Origin of the sequence: Rhodococcus sp. MS16 (assembly GCF_013277795.1) — a bacterium.
Lineage (GTDB): Bacteria > Actinomycetota > Actinomycetes > Mycobacteriales > Mycobacteriaceae > Rhodococcus_F > Rhodococcus_F globerula.
On sequence record NZ_VBTM01000011.1, the window covers coordinates 333,291 to 354,777 of the forward strand.

Sequence of the window (21,487 nt, forward strand, 5' to 3'; positions counted from 1 at the left end):
AGTAATGGGCACCGTGAAATTCCAGCGGTTCTTCAGGGCAGCAGCTGGACTGCAGGTCGACCGGAACGACCTCAAGCGCTATACCGATTTCATCGACGACAAGATCTACGACGTGCTCCTGATCGGCAAAGCCTCCGCAAAAGCAAACTTGCGCGACGTGATCGAACCGTGGGACCTGCCGATCACCAAGGGATTACAGGAGAGCATCCACCGGTTCGAAAAACTCGACGAGGAGATCGAACTTCAGCCGCTGCTCGATCAGCTCACGGCCCACCCACCCTTGGACGTGGCCCTCTCGGAAGAGACCGAGCAACGACTGCCGCTGATCGCAGGAGGCTTGAGCGTAGCGCTGGCGCATACCTTCGCCACGGTCGAACCGGACCGCAAGAACCCCGGCACAGCCCAATGGACCGTCGCCTTCGACATCTTCCACCTACTGCTGTGACTACCACCCGTCCCGGCGAACCAGTAGATCGCCGGGACACCACACCGTGGTCGGGAATCACGAACCACGGTTGTCGACACCACGCTTCCTGAAGCAGAGATGAAAATACGCAGTTCAGGGGCTTGCTTCGGTCGAAACCCTTGTTAATCTAGCGTCGCACTTTGTTAACTTCGCTGCATCTCGACAGGCAGTTGCTAGCCTCGCGCCATGTCCACGAACTTGGACAGGTGAAGTTGGTGCGCCACAGTGATTGTGGCGGTCGGACCGTTACGGTGCTTACCGAGAATCAGGTCGGCTTCACCACCGCGAGGATCGTCGCGCTCAGTCGCATCAGGGCGGTACAACAGGATGACCATATCGGCATCCTGCTCCAGCGAGCCCGATTCACGAAGGTCGGCAACCTGGGGGCGCTTGTCGGTTCGCTGCTCAGGACCACGGTTGAGCTGACAGATTGCGACAACCGGAACTTCGAGCTCCTTCGCCAAAAGCTTTAGGCTACGGGAGAATTCGGAAACTTCCTGCTGACGCGATTCGACCTTTTTACCCGAGCTCATCAGCTGCAGGTAGTCGATGACGATCAGGCGAATATCGTGTTTCTGCTTGAGCCGCCGAGCTTTTGCGCGAATCTCCATCATCGTAAGGTTGGGGGAGTCGTCGATGAACAGCGGCGCCTCACTGATCTCACTCATACGACGCGCGAGCTTGGTCCAGTCGTCGTCGGTCATCTTGCCGGAACGCATGTCACCGAGCTTGATCTTTGCCTCGGCGGAGAGCAGACGCATGACGATTTCGGTTTTGCTCATTTCCAGGGAGAACATGACGCTGGCCATGCCATGGGTGATGGAGCAGGAACGCAAAAAATCCATTCCTAGGGTGGATTTCCCGACTCCAGGTCTAGCCGCAACGATGATCATCTGACCAGCGTGAAGACCGTTGGTGATTTCGTCGAGATCCTTGAACCCGGTGGGCACGCCGAGGGAGATGCCACCGCGGCTGGCGATGGAGTCGATCTCATCCATCGTGGGCTGGAGGAGTTCGGTGAGGGGCACGAAGTCCTCGGTGGTACGACGCTCGGTGACCTCGAAGATTTCGGCCTGCGCGCGGTCGACAACCTCGGCGACATCCTGGCCGTCGGTGCCGGCGTAGCCGTATTGAACGATCCGGGTGCCGGCGTCGACGAGGCGTCGTAGCACCGATTTCTCGGCCACGATCTCGGCATAGTAGGCGGCATTGGCAGCGGTGGGCACTGTCTGGGTGAGAGTCACCAGATACGAAGCGCCACCGATTTTGCGGAGCTCACCGCGACGGTCCAGTTCAGCCGAGACGGTCACCGGGTCGGCAGGCTCACCGCGGCTGTAGAGGTCCAGGATCACGTCGTAGACGGACTGATGGGCCGGCCGGTAGAAGTCGCCGGGCCGCAGGACCTCGAGGACGTCAGCGATGGCATCCTTGCTCAGCAGCATGCCGCCGAGGACGGACTGCTCGGCAACCATGTCTTGGGGTGGTTGGCGGCCGAATTCCTGATCGGGCTCGGACTCGGGCGGCCCCGGGTAATCCTGTCCGGAGTAGTCGGAAGGCCCTCGATCATCCACAACAGCCATCAGAGAGACCTTCCCGTAAAACATTCGATGACACTGCGAGAAAAACGCAGGGCCCTCACTATTTGTACCTGCCCCCACCGACATCGTGCTGGTGGAAAATCACCGGTCGGTAGATAGACGCCGAGACGACGTTAGGGACTTGCCAGCCCACAAACAAACGGACCTGTGGATGAATCTGTGGAGTAATTGTGGAAACTCCTGAAAAACTGTGTGCACCATCTGGGGATAACCTGGGGACAACTTTTGGTGTTTCCCATAAAACCCCAGCTAGAGATACATGTGCAATTTCACACACCTGTTGATGAAAAAACTATCTCCGCAGTCGGCGCGTCGGCGTGTCGGGCGTGTTGCGGAGCCCGAATGATCACGGATCATCAAGTTGAACGTCACACTGTGACAGTTATCCCCAACCCCGGATCGAGTCGCTATGTGCACAAAAAGGTCGAGCCCCACACACCGAAGTGTGCGGGGCTCGCCCGGAGAACGAATCGACTATGCGCCGACGACGTTCAGGTTGAACTTGGCAACCACATCGGGATGCAGGTTCACGGACACGGCATGCTTGCCCGTGTTCTTGATGTGAGCCTTCGGCAACGCGATGGTGCGCTTGTCGATAACCGGTCCACCGGCAGCCTTGATCGCAGCAGCGACGTCAGCAGCGGTAACGGAACCGAAGAGCTTGCCCGAACCACCGGCGGTCTTGACCGACAGCGTTACGGACTCGAGTCCCTCGATAGCGGCCTTGAGCTCCTTGGCGTGGTCCAGGCCGCGCACTGCGCGCAGTTCCTGTGCACGACGGATTCCTTCGACCTGCTTCTCGGCGCCACGAGTAGCGACGATTGCCAGCCGGCGGGGGAGCAGGTAGTTACGGCCGTAGCCGTCCTTGACCTCGACGGTGTCGCCAGGCGCACCGAGGTTGTCCACGTCAGCGGTGAGGATGAGCTTCATGTTCTTTCCTCCCTTTCCTTAGCGAGCCACGGTGGCGTAAGGCAGCAGTGCTACCTCACGTGAGTTCTTGACGGCAATGGCAACGTCGCGCTGGTGCTGGACGCAATTGCCGGTGACACGACGAGCACGGATCTTTCCGCGGTCGCTGACGTACTTACGCAGCAACGTCGTGTCCTTGTAGTTGATCTGCGTGTTCTTCTCTTTGCAGAAGGTGCAGACCTTCTTCTTCATAACCTTGTCGCGCAAGGGCGGCTTCGGCATGTCTTTGCTCTTTTCTGGATGTCCCTGATCAGGTACGGATCAGAAAGGCGGTTCGTCGTTGCCGCCGCCACCGAAGGAGCCCGAAGCCGGAGGGGCACTGCCCCACGGATCGTCTCCACCGGAAGGTGCAGCGCTCGGACGTCCGCCGCCCGATCCGCCGGAGGAACCTCCGAAGTTGCCGCCGCCACCGCCGCCACCACGGTTGGCCTTGTTGACCTTTGCCGTGGCGTACTTCAGTGAAGGACCGATTTCATCAACTTCGAGCTCGACGACAGTTCGCTTTTCGCCCTCACGAGTTTCGTACGAACGCTGCTTGAGCCGGCCGCTCACGATTACTCGTGAGCCACGGGTCAAGCTCTCCGCGACGTTCTCGGCTGCTTCGCGCCAGATGTTGCAACGCATGAACAGCGCATCGCCGTCTTTCCATTCATTGGAATTACGGTCGAAGGTGCGGGGCGTGGAAGCAACCGTGAAGTTTGCCACCGCAGCACCCGCCGGGGTGAAACGAAGCTCAGGATCAGCCGTCAGGTTTCCGATGACGGTGATGATGGTGTCGCCAGCCATGTGGTTCCTCCTGCTTTTGATGTAAGTCTGTTGGGTGCGAGGTTAGAGTTCGCTACCGACAGAAATCACTTGTTGTGGCGCAGAACCTTCGTGCGCAGAACCGACTCGTTCAGACCGAGCTGACGATCGAGCTCAGCAACGGTGGCGGGAGTGGCGTTGATGTCGATCACCGCGTAGATACCTTCAGCATGCTTCAGGATCTCGTAGGCGAGACGACGCTTACCCCAGACATCGACCTTGTCGATCGTGCCGCCGTGCTGGCGCACAACATTGAGGAACGTATCCAGCGAAGGAGCGACAGTGCGCTCGTCCAGGCTGGGGTCAAGGATGACCATCAATTCGTAATGACGCATAAGACCTCATCACCTCCTGTGGACTAAGTGAAAACGGCCACGGACTATCCGTGGCAGGAGGGTCGTTGCGTCAGCAACCCTCGTAGGTTACACGAGGTGCCCCTGACCAGCGAAATCGCGTCCCCGATCACAGGAAACGCCCAGAACGCTTACGGACGCTCGTCGAACCGTCTTGCAGCGCGAGCCCCTAGGGTGGGCTTCATGCGAACGGACCGGAAAACCTCGGCGTCGATCCTGACGCTTGTCGTCGGTCTCTGCGGGCTGGCCATGACTCTGGGCTACTTCAACAAGGCGCGATGCGCCGGCGCGCCCTTCGCGCCGGACGGCCGGAGCCTTGCCTTCGATGTCGATAAGAACGTCCGCGTCTGTTACTCCGACATCCAGCTTCTGTGGCTCGGACGCGGCATCGACCAGCACCTCTTTCCGTTTGTCACTGGAGGCATCACGCCAGAAGGTTTCCTCTACGGCGGAACCGTCGAGTATCCGGTGCTCAGCGGAATCCTGATGTGGCTGGGTGGAATCGGATCCCACAACGATGCCGAGTTCCTGCTGCATTCCGCGTTGATCCTGGCCCCGTTCGGCTTGCTGACGGCATGGATGCTTGGCCGGATGAGCGGCGCCTACGCGTTGATCTGGTCGGCCACCCCGCCACTGGTGTTGTACGCGTTCCACAACTGGGAGCTGCCCGTCGTTGCAACCAGCGTCGGCGCGATCTTCGTGATGACGTTCGAGCGCATACCTTTTCGGACGCGGGCGCTACTGGCGTCGATCATCCTGGCCATCGGTTTCTGCCTGAAGTTGTATCCGGGAATCTTTGTTCTTCCGCTTCTCGCGTATGTCCTGACACGCGGCCGAGACGGCAAGAAGTACGACGTACGCGGCGCGCTGATGACGGGTGGTGCCGCGGTGGCGACGGTGGTTCTCGTCAACCTTCCGTTTGCCCTCATCTCGTACGACGGTTGGCGTGCGTCCTTCAGTTTCCAGGAGAAGCGCAGCGCCGACATCACCACCAATTCGCTGTGGTTCTGGGGTCTTCGACCGTTCTACGGCTTCGGTGTACGCGAACTCAACGCGGACTACGACGCATTGGTGAGCATCCTGTCCCCCCTGATGATCCTGTTGTCGTTCGCGTTGGCGATGTATCTGGGCTGGCGACGCTTTGTGCGCGACGGTTATTTCCCGTGGATCGCGGTGAGCGCGGCAATGTTGTGCGGATTCATCTTGCTGCACAAGGTGAACTCGCCGCAGTACACCTTGTGGCTGCTGCCGTTCCTGGTTCTGTTTCAGATCCGCTGGTTCTGGATCGCCGCGTATCTCGTGGCCGATGCCGCCTTGGGAATCGGGATCTTCCGCTACTTCTACCAACTCGACATGAATCTCGATCCGAGCAAGTACGAAGCCGTCGTACAGGCCAGTGTGTGGGGTCATGTCGTGTTACTGGCCGTGTTCTTCTTCCTGTTCTTGCGGGTACCGCTGCGCTATCCACTCGCCGGGATGGCTGTCGAGAAAATCCCACCGATACCGGAGCTCAGCAGATGACCGAAAGCTGGTTTCAATCACCGACATTGACCGGCACGCATGTCCGGCTCGAACCGTTGGTCCGTGAGCACGCCGACGCACTCATTGCCGCGTCGGACGATCCGAGCATCTTCCGCTGGACAGCCGCCCCGATCAACACTCACGCAGAGGCGGTCGCCTACATCGAGGCGGCCGAGTCGAATCCGGATCGGGTAGCGTTCGCCCAGATCGACACGCGCACCGACGCCGTAGTGGGCAGCACCTCGCTGTATCAAATCGCCCCGGCGTATCGCAGTCTTGCGATCGGGTACACGTGGCTGTCGAAGTCCGCTCAGGGAACTCGGATCAATCCGGAGGCAAAACTTCTCCTGCTGCGTCGGGCATTCGACGATCTCGGCGCCGTCCGCGTCGAATGGCACACGGACGAGTTCAACGAACAATCCCGGGCCGCCATCGCCAAGCTGGGCGCGCAGTACGAGGGCTTGCTCCGCAAGCACCGCCAGCGAACGGATGGCAGTTGGCGCACCACCGCCCTCTTTTCCATGACGGACGAGGATTGGCCGATGATCGCACCGCAATTGGAGCGACGCGTCGGCGCGACGGTCTTGTAGCCGCCAACACCGAACTTTGAACGCCCATCGCCGTCACATTCCAGCTCAGCTGAATGCGGCGATTCTTTCGTCGTGCAGAAAACCTAGCTTCGAAGGTTCATTACCCGATTCACCACATACAACAAAAAGCCTGATCAGAGCACTTTCCCGTGTATTGATCTAGTACGGATTCCGCAAATCCACTTCACAAGCGGTTGCGCCGACATCGATCATGGTCTCGGCTCGGTCCAGGTCGGGGGACGTCTGAGAAATGTGCCCGAGTTCCGGTCGATGGCCGGCGACCGCATCGCGAATTCGACGTCTCCGTGAATCCGTTGCGTGCGACACCACACCCTCTTTCCGAAGCATAGGTAACTAATGCATCGCCAATCATCAGATCAGCAGGAATTGACGGCATTCGTGCCGGGTGGCGCAAAACCCAGTTATACAGGCAAGCGACATTTCACCTACACCGACGAAGATTCGTTGGCGTTAACACAGTGGTGCCAGGAACAATCGTTCCCACCGATCGATGCCATGGACGATAGGCACTTATATTGCTACCTGGTGTCTCGTCGCGGACAGGGAAGCTCTATCCAGCAGTTGCAGAACGCCGCAAGTGCATATGCGGCTGCCTCATCCCTTTCCGCCGATGAAGAGCACCTCGCCGAATTGGTCGACCAGGTCATGAGAATAGGTAATGAATTTGTTTCTATTCTCATTGTCTCCGATGATTCTCTTATCGGCACGGGACTCGAAAAAGTACTCACCGAGGCCGGATTCGCGTGCGCGGTAGTTCAATCGGAGGCTGCACATTCATATGCATCATCGATTTGGGACTACATCCTCATCTCTTCCTTCACTCCGGCAGGAATGGACAGGCACGCCAGCCTCGATCATGTTCCGAAACTCGTTGCAGCGATGCCACAGGCCTCGACGGTGTCAATCAGACTGGGGCCGAGCAATCCAGTGCTGAACCTGCGCCAAGCCGAAGCGGGTATTCAGTTTCAGTTCTCCTACGAGGACGTTGTCAGAGACCTCGCGCGTTTCATCGACAATTTGCGATCCGGGTCGATGAAACCCGAGCACCAACTACCCACGCCTCTCGCGATACGTCAATCACAAGGGCTGCGTCTGACCGGGAGCATCGTTGAATTTCTCGAGGTCGCGCGAACACTGCCACCCGAAATATGGACATCGAATCGAACACAACGCGACTTGTCGATCAAGCGAAGCGTGATCTCGAACATCCGCCGTACCGCCTGGGAAGTCGCGGGGATACCGGCTCCGGAATACGCGCGTTTCGCATCCTCCGCCGCAAGGTCAGCACCCGAATATCCCGAATGGTCCACGGTCCGAAAGTTCGTCCGCGAGTGCTGGCAATTGATCGAAACCGACTGAGATAAGAACCAATATGGACTTCCGCCTGTGAATAACCTTGCTTCTTAGCACACAGGAAATCGACAACGCAAGTACCTGCCGTTGTCAACAGAACCGAAATTATGTTTGTCATCAGTCGACCGCCACCCGCCATTGACTCGACAAACACAGAGGCGTCTTCTGCAACGACGGAATTCGATCTCTGGGCACGAGCAGAACGAACACATTGTCGGCATCCATCCAGAACTTATCGATCGAAATCAACCAACCACTCTATGAATGGACTTCCGTCCGCGGAAAAGAGGAAACATGAACGTATTAGTCGCGGTCGTCGTAATCTTCCTGGCAATCTTCGGACTTGCCATCTGGATCAGCGTTATGGCGCGGAAGCAGGCGGACTTTCAGGTAAAAGCCCCGCCGCTCGAAGTCGCCAACGCTGTGCAATCCCACTTCGGATCCGTCTGGTGGAAGCCAGTGAACGGCGATGGCGATCTGAACTACCAGTCGAAAGGTCTCGGACTCAGCTCGTGGGGCATGGACAATCCCATTATCTCGATCAATATCGCCGAAATGGATAACGGAAACACCGACGTCTCAGCCTGGATGTCTTTCGCCGCCAGCCGAATGGGCATCGTCTCATCTGCTGACCGGGTCTACCTCAAGCGCCGCAAGATGATCAAGAAGCTTGAAGAGATGGGCGTCTGAGACGATGTCACATGCAATCGGAATCGACCTCGGCACAACGTATTCAGCTGTCGCGGTCATGCGAGCAACCGGCGTCCCGGAGATACTCTCGAACAGCGAAGGCGAGGACATCACCCCGTCGGTCGTGATGTTTCAGGATATCGGCGGCAAGGACGAACCACTTGTCGGTGCCATGGCCAAGCACGCAGCCGCGAGCGCTCCGCACGACGTCGTCGAGTTCGTGAAGCGCAGTATGGGCGATTCCGCATGGCGATTCGAATCCCCAGCCGGAACGAGCTACCGACCAGAGGAGATCTCTGCTGTCATATTGCGCAGATTGAAGGCCGACGCCGAACTTGCCCTGGGCTCGACTGTGACCGATGCCGTGATCACCGTGCCTGCCTACTTCGACGACGCTCGCCGCAAGGCAACTAAGGACGCAGGCGAAATAGCCGGGCTCAACGTGCTACGCGTGCTCAACGAACCAACGGCTGCCGCACTCTCATTCGGACTTGATACAGCATCCGACGGTCTAGTCCTCGTATACGACCTCGGCGGCGGCACGTTCGATGTCACCTTGATGCGGATCGGCGGAGGTCAGTTCGAGGTTCTGGGGACTGACGGCGACCGCAACCTCGGCGGGTTCGACTTCGACAACCGACTGATGGTGCACATCGCCGAACAAGTTCAGGCGCAGGGTGGGCCCGATGTACTCGATGACGCCATGCAAACCGCATCGTTGCGGGAAAAAGCCGAAATGGCCAAGCGCAGTCTGACCACAGTTGCGTCGACCATGGTGATCGTCGCGGAGGGCGGCAGATCCTATCGAGTTCAAATTGATCGCTCGACTTTCGAGCAACTGACCATGGACTTGGTTCGCAGAACAGAGGATCTCACGGAATCTGTGCTCGACGAGGCCGGCGTCGCATGGGATTCTCTTGACCATCTGATTCTCGTCGGCGGGTCCACTCGCATGCCGATGATCAGAAATCTTGTCGAGAAACTGGCTGGCCGTCAGGCGGACCGGACTGTTCATCCCGATCAGGCCGTAGCTCTCGGAGCGGCTATTCAAGCGGCAGTGCATGTCTCGGCCAGCGCCGGCACCACTCTCGATGTATTCGAGGGCAAGGGTCTCCAGGTGCTCGATGTCACGTCGCAGGCACTGGGGACGCTCGCACTGGATGGCAACGACTCGCGAACAATGATGAACAACATACTGATTCCCAGAAACACCAAGATTCCGGCCAAAAGTTCTCAAGACTTCTACACCTCCTCCGACCAGCAGACCTCGGTTCACGTCGAGGTCACCCAAGGCGACGATACCGATCCTGAATACGTCGTCGTGATCGGTGAAAAAACACTGCCTATTCCGCCGTATCCACAGGGGGCACCCGTTCGAGTGTCGTACGCGTACGACATCGATCAGACGGTCTTCGTGGAGGTCACGGATCTGACCGCCAACAAGTTGATCGGAACGTTCGACATCGATCGCATCGCCAATTTGACGGACGACGAACTCGGCACCGCTAAAGACCGAGTTGCCCGTCTCACGGTTTCCTAACGCCCCACACACGACCATGAGGATCTGACATGGACCTGATCGACTACTACGAACTCCTCGATATTCCACGTGAGAGCGACGTCGACACAATCAAGAAGGCCGTACGAAACCAACGCAAGGACTGGACTCGCAAACAAAATCATCCCAATCCTGACGTTCGCGCACGCGCCGAGAAACGAATTCAGGGGATCTCCGAAGCAGAGCAGACACTCCTCGATGCGAGCCGTCGAGCGGATTACGATCGAAGACTTGCTGCCCACGTCGAACAGCCACCTCAACAATCCGGCGCGACACCAGGACGAAACTGGGTCGGAATCGCCCAGGAATACCTCGATGCCGGAAACGCAACACAAGCGCACATGGCAGGAACCGAGGCAACCAATCAGAATCAGTCGAATCCGGAAGGCTGGTACGTTCGTGCCCAGGCGTCCCTCGAACTCGAGAATCTGGCCAATGCTCAGTTCGAAATCAGTGAAGCATTGAGGCTTTCGCCCAATCACGCCGAATACCACAGTGTTCTCGGAGATATATTCGTAGATGCGGATCAATTCGACACCGCGAGAAAGTCTTACGAGCATGCACAATCACTCGAACCTTCCAATCCGTACTACGCGTTGGGAATTGCTGACACATACATGCGGTCCGGTAAGCCGGACCTGGCCTTGCCACTTGTCGAGCGGGCCCTCGAGCGCGATCCTGGCAACCAGGGCCTGAAAAATGCCTTGGCCTCGGTCATCATGGGTGCCGCATCAAACAAGTGGAGCACCCACGCCGACGACTCTATGACCATCACCAACGATGCCCAACTCGAATGCGGCAAGAAGGCTCTCGTCAGAATCGAAACGTTGGGAATCACCGACAATGAGACACTGGCCTCGATCGACGAGTTCCGCAGAGTCGTAACGGACGCCGGGACAGTCAGGTGGTACAGCTCCGACAGCCTCATCGGATACGGTGGGGCCCTCGCTGTAGCCGTAATTATCATGTTCGTTGCCGGCGGCGGCCTGTCATTCCTCGCTTTCGCTGCCGTCGTCGCGATCATCGCGCTGTACGTCTATCGCCACCGGATGGTGGATTGGAAGTGGCGAGGCCGGAAGCTGCCGAACAGTGTCACCAGGACCGGGATTCAAACGTCGGTTTCGGTTTGACAATGACAAACCCCGCCGATATCACCGACGTCCACAAGGCCATCGAGACGCTTGGCTCGGAGATCGAGCAACTCAAGGATCTCTTCCGTCGTCGACTCATGGACGACAAGTCACGCGCTGCGATGTTCGAGAGCCTGCAAGACGAGTTGCGCATGTCGAAGGATCAGCTCAGCCGCCGAGAATTCGACGGCTTGGCCAAGGAAATCCTCCTCGTTGTCGATCGATTGACTACCGCAGGTGGCAGCCAATACCAGGATCTTCAGGAGCTAGCGCTGACCGGTGCGGACGAACTACTGGAAGTGTTGTGGCGCCGCGGGATCGAGCAGGTTTCCGCAGACGGTCCTCTCAACCCTCGAATCCACGAGGTCATCGCTACAGTCGAGGTTGACGACCCGGAGAGCGTCGGCAAAATTCACACGTTGAACCGACCTGGGTACACGGCCGGCGACCGCCTCCTCCGCCCGGCGCAAGTCACCGTGACGGTAGCGAACTCCGGAAGTTCGTCATGACCAACGGCACCTCGCCCCGTGAAACGCAAACGTTGAACAGCGCTTTGCAACAGGTACATTCACGGCTTCTCGGTTCGCTCGACGCCGCCGTTGCCGAAATCGAGCGGAAATCCACCCGGTCACTGGATTTACTACGAAAGGAACATGCGCGCTCAATCGCTCTTGCGCGCAACAACTCAGCCCAGCAAGTCATCGAACACAGCGCAAGAATCCGGGAGTTCTCAGAGAGCGTCGAAGTTGCCGACAACACTGATTCCCTGGCCACCGCAGACTTTATTCGGCTGGGAACCATCGAATTCCCCAGTGCGAAAATCGGAGTGAACGACAACCTGACGGTGCCGTGGATCGTACCGCTCCTCGGCCGTTCCAACATGACAATGGTGGGACCGCCAACGACGGAGCTGAAAAGCGCTGTCCACAAGATTGTCCTCGAGACACTCGCACACACTGCACCCGACCAGGTACAGGTAATCGGATACGACCCGCATTTGCGCGGATGGCTGGCGCCCTTCAGCGGCTTGAAAGACGCGTCATCCGACTCGATTCAAAGTATCACTCGGACAGAAGATTTCGATGATCTACTAGACACTTTGCTTACCGATGTTCAGCGCATCTCTGACACTATGCGTGGTAGTGACACGACACTTCTCGACTATCGTCGAGAGATTGGACATCCCATCGAGCATCTCCGACTCGTGACGGTTTTCGACTATCCCGATGCTGTCACGAATTCGATGCACCAAAAGCTGAAAACTCTTGCCCGCGTTGGTCCTGCCGCGGGCATCTCTCTCTTCATGGTGCGCGAGAATCGAAGCGGCGGATCAGAATCGTCGACGACAACGGCGGTACCGGCCTCCGAGATCGATGCATTCGGTGAACTCCTGATCAACGACGACAAACTGATCTGGCAGCGACACCGAGATATGGAGGTGCGGCTGCAAGGCCCGACTGTCGACGAGATAGTCACCGTCGTCGGTTCGCTGGCGAAGAGACTCAAGGACGCTGCCGGACCCAAAATCGAGTTCCCCTCAATTGAGGCACTCGACCGACAATGGCATACTTCCAGCGCCGACGGCATCACCTTCGCAATCGGTAAGACCGGCCGCGACGTAGTAGAGGTGACAATCGGAGACGAGCGCGAACAGCGACATAACCTCCTGGTCACCGGTGCCGTGGGGCAAGGAAAGTCCAATCTTCTGAAAACGATTATTCACAGTGTCGGACAACGGTATTCGCCGGAGGAAGTTCAGATGTACCTCCTCGATTTCAAGGATGGCGTATCGCTCTATCCATACATGTCGACTACTGATGCACCTGAATTTCTGGTGCACGCGCAGGTCCTCGGACTCGAGAGTGATCGCGACTTCGGGTTAGCAGTGTTGGAAGAACTGGACGCCGAACGCGTCCGCCGAGCCACCACTATAAAACCACACGGGGACAGTATCTCCCGCTACAGGAACCAGGTTCCGCATGCAGTGATGCCACGAATTATCCTCATGATCGATGAGTTTCAGCGACTCTTCGAACCTTCAGATGATCCGATTGCCGCTCAGTGCGCTCAACTCCTCGAAGGGATCGCACGACTGGGTCGCGCATACGGAATCCATCTACTTCTCGCCTCACAGTCTATCTCCGGCATCTCAGCACTCATGGCACGCGAAAATGGTTTGTACGGACAGTTTCCTATCAGAATCGCACTGAAGAACTCACCTCAAGAAGCTGTGAACACGCTTACCCCGGGCAACGACGCTCCGGCGCGTCTCAAGTACCGAGGAGAAGCAATCGTCAACCTGGACTATGGAACACGCGAAGCGAATCGCACCGTCGCCATCGCTGTCGCCGACGACGACGTGCTGGAGGTACTACGAAGAAAGTGGTGGAACGACGCGAAGGATCGCACTGACGCACCGACAATATTCGATGGAGCGCAGTCCCTTCGGGTGCGGCAAGCGATTTCCTCCGTCCAACAGCTGCGCTTATCGACGCTGGAAGGTCCGCGTGCGCCAACCGCAATCATCGGGAACCTGATCTCGGTAGCGCAACACACTGCCGGGGTGTCCTTCAGCGCCGAACCCGGACGCAATTTCGCCATCATCGGCGCCGGCGAGAAGGTGAATCAATTTGGAAGCTCGCTCGGACTGTCCGGGAACAACACTGCGGTCGGAATCCTGCAGAGCGCGGCGCTGTCACTCGCGATGCAACATCCTCGTGGAGATGCTCGATTCGTGAGTATCGAATTGATCGACGATACGGTCAAGAGTCAGAACAATATTGGGTTGTGGCATGCATTGATGGAACGCCTCGGATTTCCAGTCGAGGTCGTAGGACGAGATGGAGTGCTCGACATCCTGCAGCAACTGTCCGAAACAGTCACCAATGCTGTCCCGGGCGGCCCCGTAACGTACGTATTGGCCTTCGGATTCGACCGGATCGGTCGGCTGGACACACCGGACGCATTTGCCAACACTCCCGCAGACATCCTCAGAACAGTATTACGAGACGGCCCGACCAAGTCGGTTCACTTTCTCGGATGGTGGACCAATGCGGCGACGTACCAAGCGCATCTAGGGTTCGGAGGCGAGGGCATGGTCGATGTCATGGCGTTCCTGCGGGCCGATCAGTCGACAGTTCAGGACTTCCTAGGTCCGTTTGTCACATGGTCAGTCCGAGACAATCGAGCGCTCTGGGTCGACCGAACACAGCTTGCCAATCCGACAGTCATCATTCCTTTCTCCCCTGTCGACCGCGCAGATGTGAGCGCCTATTCGACTGCCGAATGGGGTGCGTGATGACCAGAACGGACTCATCCTCGTATTCGTCATATTTGGACGCGCTCACGATGATCGGGCAAATTCCGACCCGCCTCGAGACGGCGTGCGCGAATTCGGAAACAAAGCAACAACAACAGCTATCCAAGATCCGAAATGACGGTCGCAATCGCAAACAAACGATCGAGCAGATCCGTATTGCAAGCAGCGCTGAATACCAGTCAGCTGCACAGACTCTGGCCAATCTTGGTTCCCGACCACCGAATGCAGTTCGCGCAGCGTCGGGGATGACCGCCAGTGACAGTGAACTCGAAGAACTGCGAATGACACAGAGACAGATAGTGGAGGAGATCAAGAGTGCGTCACTGATGGCCGAGAGCTCCGCGCGCGCTCGAACTCGTGAAGCTATGCGTCGTGAGGCCGAGGCGCAAGAGCAAGCACAGCTCGCGGGCGAAGCCTTGCGAAAGCGTCAAGAACTGTCCCGAAAGGCGCTGGCCGACGCGGCTGAAGCACGCCTTCGCGAGGAGATACGGCTCGAGGACGAGAGACGACGTGCAGAAGCTGCGCGTGTCAGACGGAAGAACACTCTTCGTGCAGCTTCAGGCATTGTCGCTCTTCTGATCATCCTCATCGTCATATTTGTCCTGCTCTAGAACCACTGCTCTCGAATGCCCAGTCCGTCCACTAACAAAGGGAAACGACCATGTCACAGTTGACACAGCTCAAGCAGCGAATTGCAGCCGTAGGCAATGATGCAAAAACAACTGCACAGGGACTCGCCGGCTTCAAATCGAAATTCTCGACAGCCGTCAGCCAGGTGTCCGCCACCCTCGGCGGCAGTTCACAGAATGTCGATCGTGACATGGTTCAGGCTCTCCAAGCCGCTGAGAAGCAAGTCGATCAGGCGATTGCCGCACTGCAACAAGCCGCGCAGGTTGCCAACCGATACGCATCATCGTTGTAGTGAACCGATCGTTCAGTGAGCCAACTCGAAGAACTGTGCCGAACGCTCGACGGAATCGACGCCGATATCGTTCGGATGGCATCCCATATTGCGCAGAAATCGCAAGGATTGAGCAATGCAGGTCGCACGATTGTGGCGTTGAGCGGGCAGGAGAGAAACGCTCAGCTCACAACAGCCGTCCTTGCCGTTGACGCCGCTGCCCAGGCGTGCCGCCATGCTGCCCGTCTTCTGGAGGAGACCAGCCGCCTGGGGCAAAATTTCATCGCCCAACACGTCGGCGGTGCAGCCAGTGGGTCAGCGGCGAGCAACACGGCAAGCGTCGGGCGACACAGCGATTCATCCGCTGTAGACCAGAGGCTTCTCGATCAATCGTTTCCGACAACGAATTCCACAGGCAAGTGCTTCCTGCCGAAAGGTGATCCACTTGTCCCACTTGCGCCGTCAATCCCGGCAGTAACAGATGGCTCGTATCTCGCTGTTGTGCATGGAAATTCGCAAGAAGTTGGCGTAGGAAACACTTCGTTGAGCGCATCCGGACTTGCTACGCTGATCCGGATGGACAGCAACTACTCACCCGGACAATCCATTACGCTCTTTTCCTGCTCAACCGGCGCAGAAGAGGGCGGCTTTGCGCAACAGTTGGCCGACGAACTCGGCGCCCGCGTGGCCGCGCCCACCGACAGCATCTGGTTACCACCCGACCCCGACGGTAGCGTGATCATCAGCCCGCACGACTCCACGGGTCAGTCACAACGGGGAGCAGACGGACGCGGACTAGGAGGCTGGCGTGTATTCGAACCGAATTAATCTGCAATTTCCTTCAGCGAACACTCCGCTGTCTTGTCGGATCGGACGAACTATGAGCAAAGAATTGACGTCCATCAGTTTCACTCCTCGACCCGAGGCGCCAAAACTCGATGATGCACAGAGCGTTGCCGACTATCTTCGCGGCGGGAGCATCCTGGTCATCGCAGTGGGAAAGGACGACGATCTGATCGATTCGTCTGCGGGACGAGTCGTTCCGATCGGCGCAGCCACCGACGGCGATTACACCTGGCCTCTATCTCTGACCTACTACGTGGAACAGTACGGACTCAGCTTCGACGATCGACTGCTGAGCGAGATCAGACGTCGGCGCTACCGTTGCCCGATCATCTCTTCCTTGACAGTCCAGGAGTTGCGAAAGACGTCGGCGTCAACACACCTCGCCGCGGATCCGGAGTCTCCACCGCAGACCGACAAGAAAGCGCACAACCCGTTTGGTTGATCCACCGATCTAGGAACAGTTCCACCAGTAATCAGGACGACGCGTCCGCAGCTACCCAACCGCCTGCGCGGTTTGCCTGACTTCGTACCGCAAAATCAGTGCATGAGCGAACCGGGACCGTACGGATACCAGCAGCAGTACCCAAAACAGAACTGGCAGCAACCGCAGCCAACGAACGTCTTGGCGGTCCTGGCGCTGGTATTCGCGTTCCTCTTTGCCCCACTGGGAATCGTGTTCGGCCACATCGCGCGCAGTCAGATCAAACGGACCGGTGAGCAGGGCGACGGCTTGGCACTCGCCGGCCTGATCCTCGGTTACATCTTCACCGCGATCGGCATACTCTTCTTCATCGCGTGGATCGCCTTCTGGGGACTGTTCGCGACCGCTGTCACGGAGGCTGCTGACGACGCCCGGTCGAATACCTACACCTACACCACCGCGCAGTCGTACGCAGCGACCACGGCACCCCGGACCACAACGGTTCCACAAACAACCACCGTGCCCCGGGTAACCACGACGGTGTCCGGCCCACTTCCCACCGTCACCGGGACGGACCGGCAAGGTTTCATCTCGAACGGTCCCCGCTGCAATGCGTCCAACCCCGCCGTTGCTGTTGCGATCACTACCGGTTCACGAATCGTCGTCTGTGAAACCGGTGTCGGCCGCTACTACTACAAGGGTGAAAGACTCAGTGACGGAGCAACAATCGAGATCGACGATCCGATCCGCACCAGGGAAGGCTTTGCCGCCCGCAACGACGATGTCACCTACCAACTCAGCCCCAGTGGATTACTTGTCCTGGACGGCGGAAGTGAACTGGGCAGCGAACCGGCCGTCGAAGTCTGGTTGAACTGAGAGGCTTCTAGGCCTCGCACAGATCTCGGTACGGCACACCGGGGAGGTATCGCTCCCATTCGGCCTCGGTGATGAGAGTTCCGGCGGTACTGCATATCCGCGCGGAGACAGCATCCGGATCGGTGCCCCACACGCGAATTGTCTTCTCGGTGCCACTACCCGCAATCAGGTCGGCCGCACCCGCGAATTGTGCATCGTTGACTCGCACGGGTTGCGCCGTCAATACTGCAAACCGCTCGGGGTCCTGCGGCGCCGTGATGTCCCACAACCACACCGTGCCATCACCCACGCCGGCCGAGAGCAACTCACCTGCCCGATTGAAGGACACTGAGTAGATCGCCGATTCGGGACCGACCATTCGTGCGAGTTGCCTTGGTTCCGAAGGATTCTCGACATTCCACAACTGCACACTGTGGTCCGCACTACCGGTCGCCATGAGCGTACCGTCCGGACTGAACATCACCGCCTGGGCATAACTTTCGAAACCGCCGACACTGGCAACAATCCGCGGAGCAGCTCGATCGGATATGTCCCACAGATCGACCTCGTTCTTGGCGTTGGCAACGGCCAGCGTGGTGTCACCCGGCCGGAACGCCATCATCTGCGGGTACGACCCGGCATCGGTCCTCGACAGAAGCTCGGGCGCCGCAGGATCGGAGACGTCGACCAAGGCAAAGACGTTGTCATCCTGTGACGACACCGCCAACAGCGTTCCCGACGGGTCGAGTGCAACAACGGCCACGATGCCATCGACGTACTCCTGCCGGTCACTGGCGAGTCTCGGCGTCGTCGGATCGCTGATGTCCCACAAATACGCTCCACCCGTACCTGTTCCGGCCACCGCCAGCCGGCCATCTGCCGATATCGCCGACGCCCCGGTGAACCTGTCCTCACCGCGGGGTGTCATCTCGGGCATCAACACTGGATTGTCGAAATCCTCGGTGTTCCACGCCAGCAACGCACTACCCTTGGCGCCGACGCCAGCCAGAAGTCGCGAACCGTCACCGGCAAAAGGACTGGTGTAGATGGTGTCTCGTGCTCCCGCCCACACTGGCCCCGGCATCGACCACACGCGTGTCACCCCGTTGAGTCCGCCGGTGACCAGAATCTGCCCGTCCTCGCTGTAGTCGACCGTGGTGATGGCGCCGGAATCCGGCAGCACCTCGATCAGCGCTGCGGTACGCGGATCCCACACTCGCACGGTGTTGTCGGAACTACCTGCAGCAAAACGGGTTCCGTCGTTGCTGTAGTTGATTTCGTTGACGTAGCTGGAAAACCCGGTGAGCGCAGCCAATGGGCGCGGGCGAGCCGGGTCTGCCATGTCCCAGCGCACCACTTCTCGCGCCGTAGATCCCGCAGCAAATTCCCGCCCGTCGGCGCTGAACGCAACACCCAGATAGTGATTGGTGGTGCCGTCGGGTTCGGTTGCAAAAATCGGTGGCGCAGCGGGATTGTCCCACTGCGTCACATCCCACACCCGCAGAGTGCTCTGGCGCCCACCGGCCACGAGCAAACGGCCATCGGGACTGAACGTGGCAGTGACGGTTCCCGAAGCCGGATGCGGAAGCGGCGGCAGTGCAACCGCGTCGGCAGTGTCGTCGATGTTCCATCGCAACACGTCCGGCGTCGAAGTGCCGGCAATCAACTTGGTTCCGTCCGGACTGAATTCCATGTCCTGCACCACGTGATCCGCGTCGACGAACAGTGTTCCGCGCACCGGGTTGGCCGGGTCCGACACATCCCACAGCGCGCCGCCGCCTGCTCCACCGGTCGACAGCAAACGCCCGTCCGGACTGAACGACGCCGCAAACAGAGCCGTCCCTTCCGCCACCCCGAAGAATTCCGACACCGGCGTTACCGACGCGGCACCCTCGACTATCGGATACAGGCGGACCATTCCGTCGGAACTTGCCACGGCCACAATGGTTCCCGCGGGATTGATTCGAGCTTTCATGGCACCGGGCGGGCCGACGATGCGCGTCGCCGCATGCACACCCGACGCGTCGAGCAGCGCCGAGCGGGCTTCCGTGGTCTCGCTGACGTCATACGCGGCCAATGCAAGCTGCGCCGCCAACGACGGATCCTTGGCGCGCATCCGCGTCGCCTCGGTGGCAACCTGGCGGGACATCGCTTCGTCACGGGCCGTATCTGCCTCGGCGCGTTGATGATTGGCACTGAACCCGGCGACCATCGCGACCACGGCCAGCACCAAAGCGATCACCGACGCGGCAGCCAGCGCCGAGACAAGCCGTCGTAGCACGCGGGTCCGTCGCCGATCTGCACTTTCCTGCTGATCCCGATGCGCGATACTTGCGGCGAGAAATTCTCGCTCGGTCGCGTTGAGATCGGCGATGCGGGTCTCGCTTGGTTCCAGTTCGAGGCCCAATTCACCGGTACGTAGCCATTCTTCGGTCAGATGTAGGCGGGCAGCCCCGAGCAAAGCACCGGGGTCGCGGCCACTGTCTTCCCACACCTGCGCCGCATAGGTGAATCGGCGGTGGACCGCCAGACCGGCGCGATCCGAATCGATCCAATCGCGCAGCCGACTCCACGCCGACAGCAATACCTCATGCGAAACCTCGACGGTCTCCTCGTCCACAGTCAACAGACGCCTCAGCGCAAAAAGGTCGATGACGGTATTGACGTCGCCGAAGTTGTCGCCGAGAAAAAGCTCGGTACGGGGAGCTCGTCGACGCGTCTGCGTGACCTCGTCGACGTTGACCAACCGGAGGAAGATCCTGCGCGCCAACTTCTGCTGCCGCTCGGTCAGCTCGCCGTACACCTCCTCGGCGCTCTGCTGAACTGCACCCGCGATGCCGTCGGTTGCGTAGTAGTCGGACACCGTCAGGGTCTTACGCGTGGAGCGCTGCCAGGTTCCCAGCAGTGCGTGGGACAGGAGGGGGAGTGCCCCCGGGTCACTTGCCGTGTGCGAACCGCGCGGCGTCAGCTCACCGACCAGAACCTGAATCAGCTCACTCTGAACCGTCATCCCGGCCTTCACTGCCGGCTCGACGATCACGTCACGCAACTGCTCCTCGGTGAGCGGACCGACCACCATCGGCGAATCGTCGAGCAACGGAAGCAGCAACGGCTCCTCGGCCGCAAGCCCGTAGAAATCGGCCCGCATCCCGATCACGACGATCGTGTTCTCACCCAGATCAGCGAGCGCCCGAAGGAATTCCTCGCGACGATCACGATCGCGCTGCGTCCACAGTTCCTCGAACTGATCGACGATCAGGACCGTGGGAGTGTCGCCGATCGACGACGGAATGTCCTGCGAACCCGGGTGCAGAACCTCCACGTGCCAACCGTCGAACCGCGGATCGCCGTCGGCAATCTTCGGAGCCAGACCAGCCCGCAGCAACGACGACTTACCGGAGCCAGACGCTCCGATGACCATGAACTGACGGCTGCCCTCACCCCGCGTCGCCGCCGCGACCCGATCGACCAGAGCAGTGGTGAGTTCACCTCGCCCGAAGAACCACTCGGCGTCCTCCTGACGGAAGGATTCGAGTCCGCGATACGGAACGACGGTGTCGCCGCGGCGGCGGGCAGTCAGTTGCCGCACGCGCTGGACCGCGCTGATCCAGCTCTCCTGTTGCTCGCCCGAATCGACTCCGCATGCTTTCAACAGCGCAACGAACTTCGGCATGCTGTTCGGTGTCGGAAGGTGCTGCCCGGAAAACCACCCGGCCACGGTTCCGTGGAGACCGCCTGACCGTTCGACGGCGTCGCGGACTGTCAGCCCCGCGGACTTCCGCAACGCAGTTAGCGATTCAGCAAACTGCCCCCGCGACTCGATATTTGCGGGATCGACATGATTTTCGGTGCCGGATTCCGCCTTCGAGTTCATAGCGAGGCACTTTATCCGACCAGGTCAGAGAATCGCGCGTTGTATGGACTGTGTATTGATCGCGCCTTCGACCGGAATTTCGAGCGAACGCCTGGACATACTGATCACGTCGCATTCCGGCCCGCCCGCAGCCCTTCTGCAAAGTTGCGCCGATGCGGGCACTTCCTCCCTTGGAACCTCAGCCGAAAGGTGTCTTTGTCATGGAGCTTGTCCAGTCG

The 21,487-nt window shown here is 59.1% G+C and carries 21 protein-coding genes; 14 read left to right on the plus strand and 7 right to left on the minus strand.

Annotated features, from left to right (window positions below; all coding sequences use genetic code 11):
* Positions 1 to 4 precede the first annotated feature (4 nt).
* The gene (locus tag FEZ60_RS24155) at positions 5 to 445 is read left to right on the plus strand and encodes a DUF1931 family protein (protein ID WP_172937240.1); all 441 of its coding nucleotides are present in this window, start codon (positions 5 to 7) and stop codon (positions 443 to 445) included.
* A 194-nt stretch (positions 446 to 639) separates the two neighbouring features.
* On the opposite strand, the gene dnaB is transcribed toward FEZ60_RS24155, so the two are convergent.
* The 5 genes from dnaB to rpsF all read right to left on the minus strand — a co-directional run bounded on the left by dnaB (position 640) and on the right by rpsF (position 4,172).
* Positions 640 to 2,046, minus strand: coding sequence for a replicative DNA helicase (gene dnaB / locus FEZ60_RS24160; RefSeq protein ID WP_080711886.1), 1,407 nt, complete (start codon positions 2,044 to 2,046; stop codon positions 640 to 642).
* A gap of 492 nt (positions 2,047 to 2,538) precedes the next feature.
* Positions 2,539 to 2,994: a 50S ribosomal protein L9 gene (gene rplI / locus FEZ60_RS24165; protein ID WP_033237098.1), complete on the minus strand. Its 456-nt coding sequence runs from the start codon at positions 2,992 to 2,994 to the stop codon at positions 2,539 to 2,541.
* 18 nt (positions 2,995 to 3,012) lie between these two features.
* Positions 3,013 to 3,255, minus strand: a complete 243-nt coding sequence (rpsR, locus tag FEZ60_RS24170; protein ID WP_003941245.1) for a 30S ribosomal protein S18 — start codon at positions 3,253 to 3,255, stop codon at positions 3,013 to 3,015.
* A gap of 39 nt (positions 3,256 to 3,294) precedes the next feature.
* The gene (locus tag FEZ60_RS24175; protein WP_033237097.1) at positions 3,295 to 3,819 is read right to left on the minus strand and encodes a single-stranded DNA-binding protein; all 525 of its coding nucleotides are present in this window, start codon (positions 3,817 to 3,819) and stop codon (positions 3,295 to 3,297) included.
* Positions 3,820 to 3,884: 65 nt separating this feature from the next.
* Positions 3,885 to 4,172, minus strand: a complete 288-nt coding sequence (gene rpsF, locus FEZ60_RS24180) for a 30S ribosomal protein S6 (protein ID WP_003941237.1) — start codon at positions 4,170 to 4,172, stop codon at positions 3,885 to 3,887.
* 201 nt (positions 4,173 to 4,373) lie between these two features.
* On the opposite strand from rpsF, the gene FEZ60_RS24185 reads away from it, so the two are divergent.
* The 10 genes from FEZ60_RS24185 (at position 4,374) to FEZ60_RS24230 (ending at position 15,294) form a co-directional block, all read left to right on the plus strand.
* On the plus strand, positions 4,374 to 5,711 hold the full coding sequence (locus FEZ60_RS24185) for a hypothetical protein (RefSeq protein ID WP_172937177.1): 1,338 nt from the start codon (positions 4,374 to 4,376) through the stop codon (positions 5,709 to 5,711).
* Entirely contained in the window at positions 5,708 to 6,301 is a 594-nt protein-coding gene (locus tag FEZ60_RS24190; protein ID WP_172937178.1) for a GNAT family protein, read from the plus strand. The genes FEZ60_RS24185 and FEZ60_RS24190 overlap by 4 nt, the downstream gene beginning before the upstream one ends.
* 357 nt (positions 6,302 to 6,658) lie before the next feature.
* The gene (locus FEZ60_RS24195) at positions 6,659 to 7,681 is read left to right on the plus strand and encodes a response regulator transcription factor (RefSeq protein WP_172937179.1); all 1,023 of its coding nucleotides are present in this window, start codon (positions 6,659 to 6,661) and stop codon (positions 7,679 to 7,681) included.
* 288 nt (positions 7,682 to 7,969) lie between these two features.
* The gene (locus tag FEZ60_RS24200; RefSeq protein WP_172937180.1) at positions 7,970 to 8,365 is read left to right on the plus strand and encodes a hypothetical protein; all 396 of its coding nucleotides are present in this window, start codon (positions 7,970 to 7,972) and stop codon (positions 8,363 to 8,365) included.
* A gap of 4 nt (positions 8,366 to 8,369) precedes the next feature.
* Positions 8,370 to 9,905: an Hsp70 family protein gene (locus tag FEZ60_RS24205; RefSeq protein WP_172937181.1), complete on the plus strand. Its 1,536-nt coding sequence runs from the start codon at positions 8,370 to 8,372 to the stop codon at positions 9,903 to 9,905.
* Positions 9,906 to 9,934: 29 nt separating this feature from the next.
* Complete coding sequence (locus FEZ60_RS24210) at positions 9,935 to 11,053, plus strand: J domain-containing protein (RefSeq protein ID WP_172937182.1); 1,119 nt, start codon at positions 9,935 to 9,937, stop codon at positions 11,051 to 11,053.
* A 2-nt stretch (positions 11,054 to 11,055) separates the two neighbouring features.
* Positions 11,056 to 11,562: a nucleotide exchange factor GrpE gene (grpE, locus tag FEZ60_RS24215; RefSeq protein ID WP_172937183.1), complete on the plus strand. Its 507-nt coding sequence runs from the start codon at positions 11,056 to 11,058 to the stop codon at positions 11,560 to 11,562.
* Positions 11,559 to 14,351, plus strand: coding sequence for an FtsK/SpoIIIE domain-containing protein (locus FEZ60_RS24220; RefSeq protein WP_172937184.1), 2,793 nt, complete (start codon positions 11,559 to 11,561; stop codon positions 14,349 to 14,351). Before grpE ends, FEZ60_RS24220 begins: the two co-directional genes overlap by 4 nt.
* 302 nt (positions 14,352 to 14,653) lie before the next feature.
* Positions 14,654 to 14,983 carry a hypothetical protein gene (locus FEZ60_RS24225; RefSeq protein ID WP_172937185.1) on the plus strand — a complete coding sequence of 110 codons (330 nt, stop codon included), beginning with the start codon at positions 14,654 to 14,656 and terminating at the stop codon, positions 14,981 to 14,983.
* A gap of 50 nt (positions 14,984 to 15,033) precedes the next feature.
* Positions 15,034 to 15,294, plus strand: coding sequence for a hypothetical protein (locus FEZ60_RS24230; protein ID WP_172937186.1), 261 nt, complete (start codon positions 15,034 to 15,036; stop codon positions 15,292 to 15,294).
* A 12-nt stretch (positions 15,295 to 15,306) separates the two neighbouring features.
* On the opposite strand, the gene FEZ60_RS32650 is transcribed toward FEZ60_RS24230, so the two are convergent.
* Positions 15,307 to 15,510, minus strand: coding sequence for a hypothetical protein (locus FEZ60_RS32650; RefSeq protein ID WP_242484782.1), 204 nt, complete (start codon positions 15,508 to 15,510; stop codon positions 15,307 to 15,309).
* Positions 15,511 to 15,774: 264 nt separating this feature from the next.
* On the opposite strand from FEZ60_RS32650, the gene FEZ60_RS33175 reads away from it, so the two are divergent.
* The 3 genes from FEZ60_RS33175 to FEZ60_RS24245 all read left to right on the plus strand — a co-directional run bounded on the left by FEZ60_RS33175 (position 15,775) and on the right by FEZ60_RS24245 (position 17,416).
* Positions 15,775 to 16,101 (plus strand): DUF4347 domain-containing protein, encoded by a 327-nt coding sequence (locus tag FEZ60_RS33175; protein WP_346343405.1) that lies wholly within the window; start codon positions 15,775 to 15,777, stop codon positions 16,099 to 16,101.
* 52 nt (positions 16,102 to 16,153) lie between these two features.
* The gene (locus FEZ60_RS24240; protein WP_172937187.1) at positions 16,154 to 16,561 is read left to right on the plus strand and encodes a hypothetical protein; all 408 of its coding nucleotides are present in this window, start codon (positions 16,154 to 16,156) and stop codon (positions 16,559 to 16,561) included.
* Positions 16,562 to 16,663: 102 nt separating this feature from the next.
* Positions 16,664 to 17,416: a DUF4190 domain-containing protein gene (locus FEZ60_RS24245; protein ID WP_045066806.1), complete on the plus strand. Its 753-nt coding sequence runs from the start codon at positions 16,664 to 16,666 to the stop codon at positions 17,414 to 17,416.
* Between the two features lie 7 nt (positions 17,417 to 17,423).
* On the opposite strand, the gene FEZ60_RS24250 is transcribed toward FEZ60_RS24245, so the two are convergent.
* Positions 17,424 to 21,269 carry a hypothetical protein gene (locus FEZ60_RS24250; RefSeq protein ID WP_172937188.1) on the minus strand — a complete coding sequence of 1,282 codons (3,846 nt, stop codon included), beginning with the start codon at positions 21,267 to 21,269 and terminating at the stop codon, positions 17,424 to 17,426.
* Positions 21,270 to 21,487 lie beyond the last annotated feature (218 nt).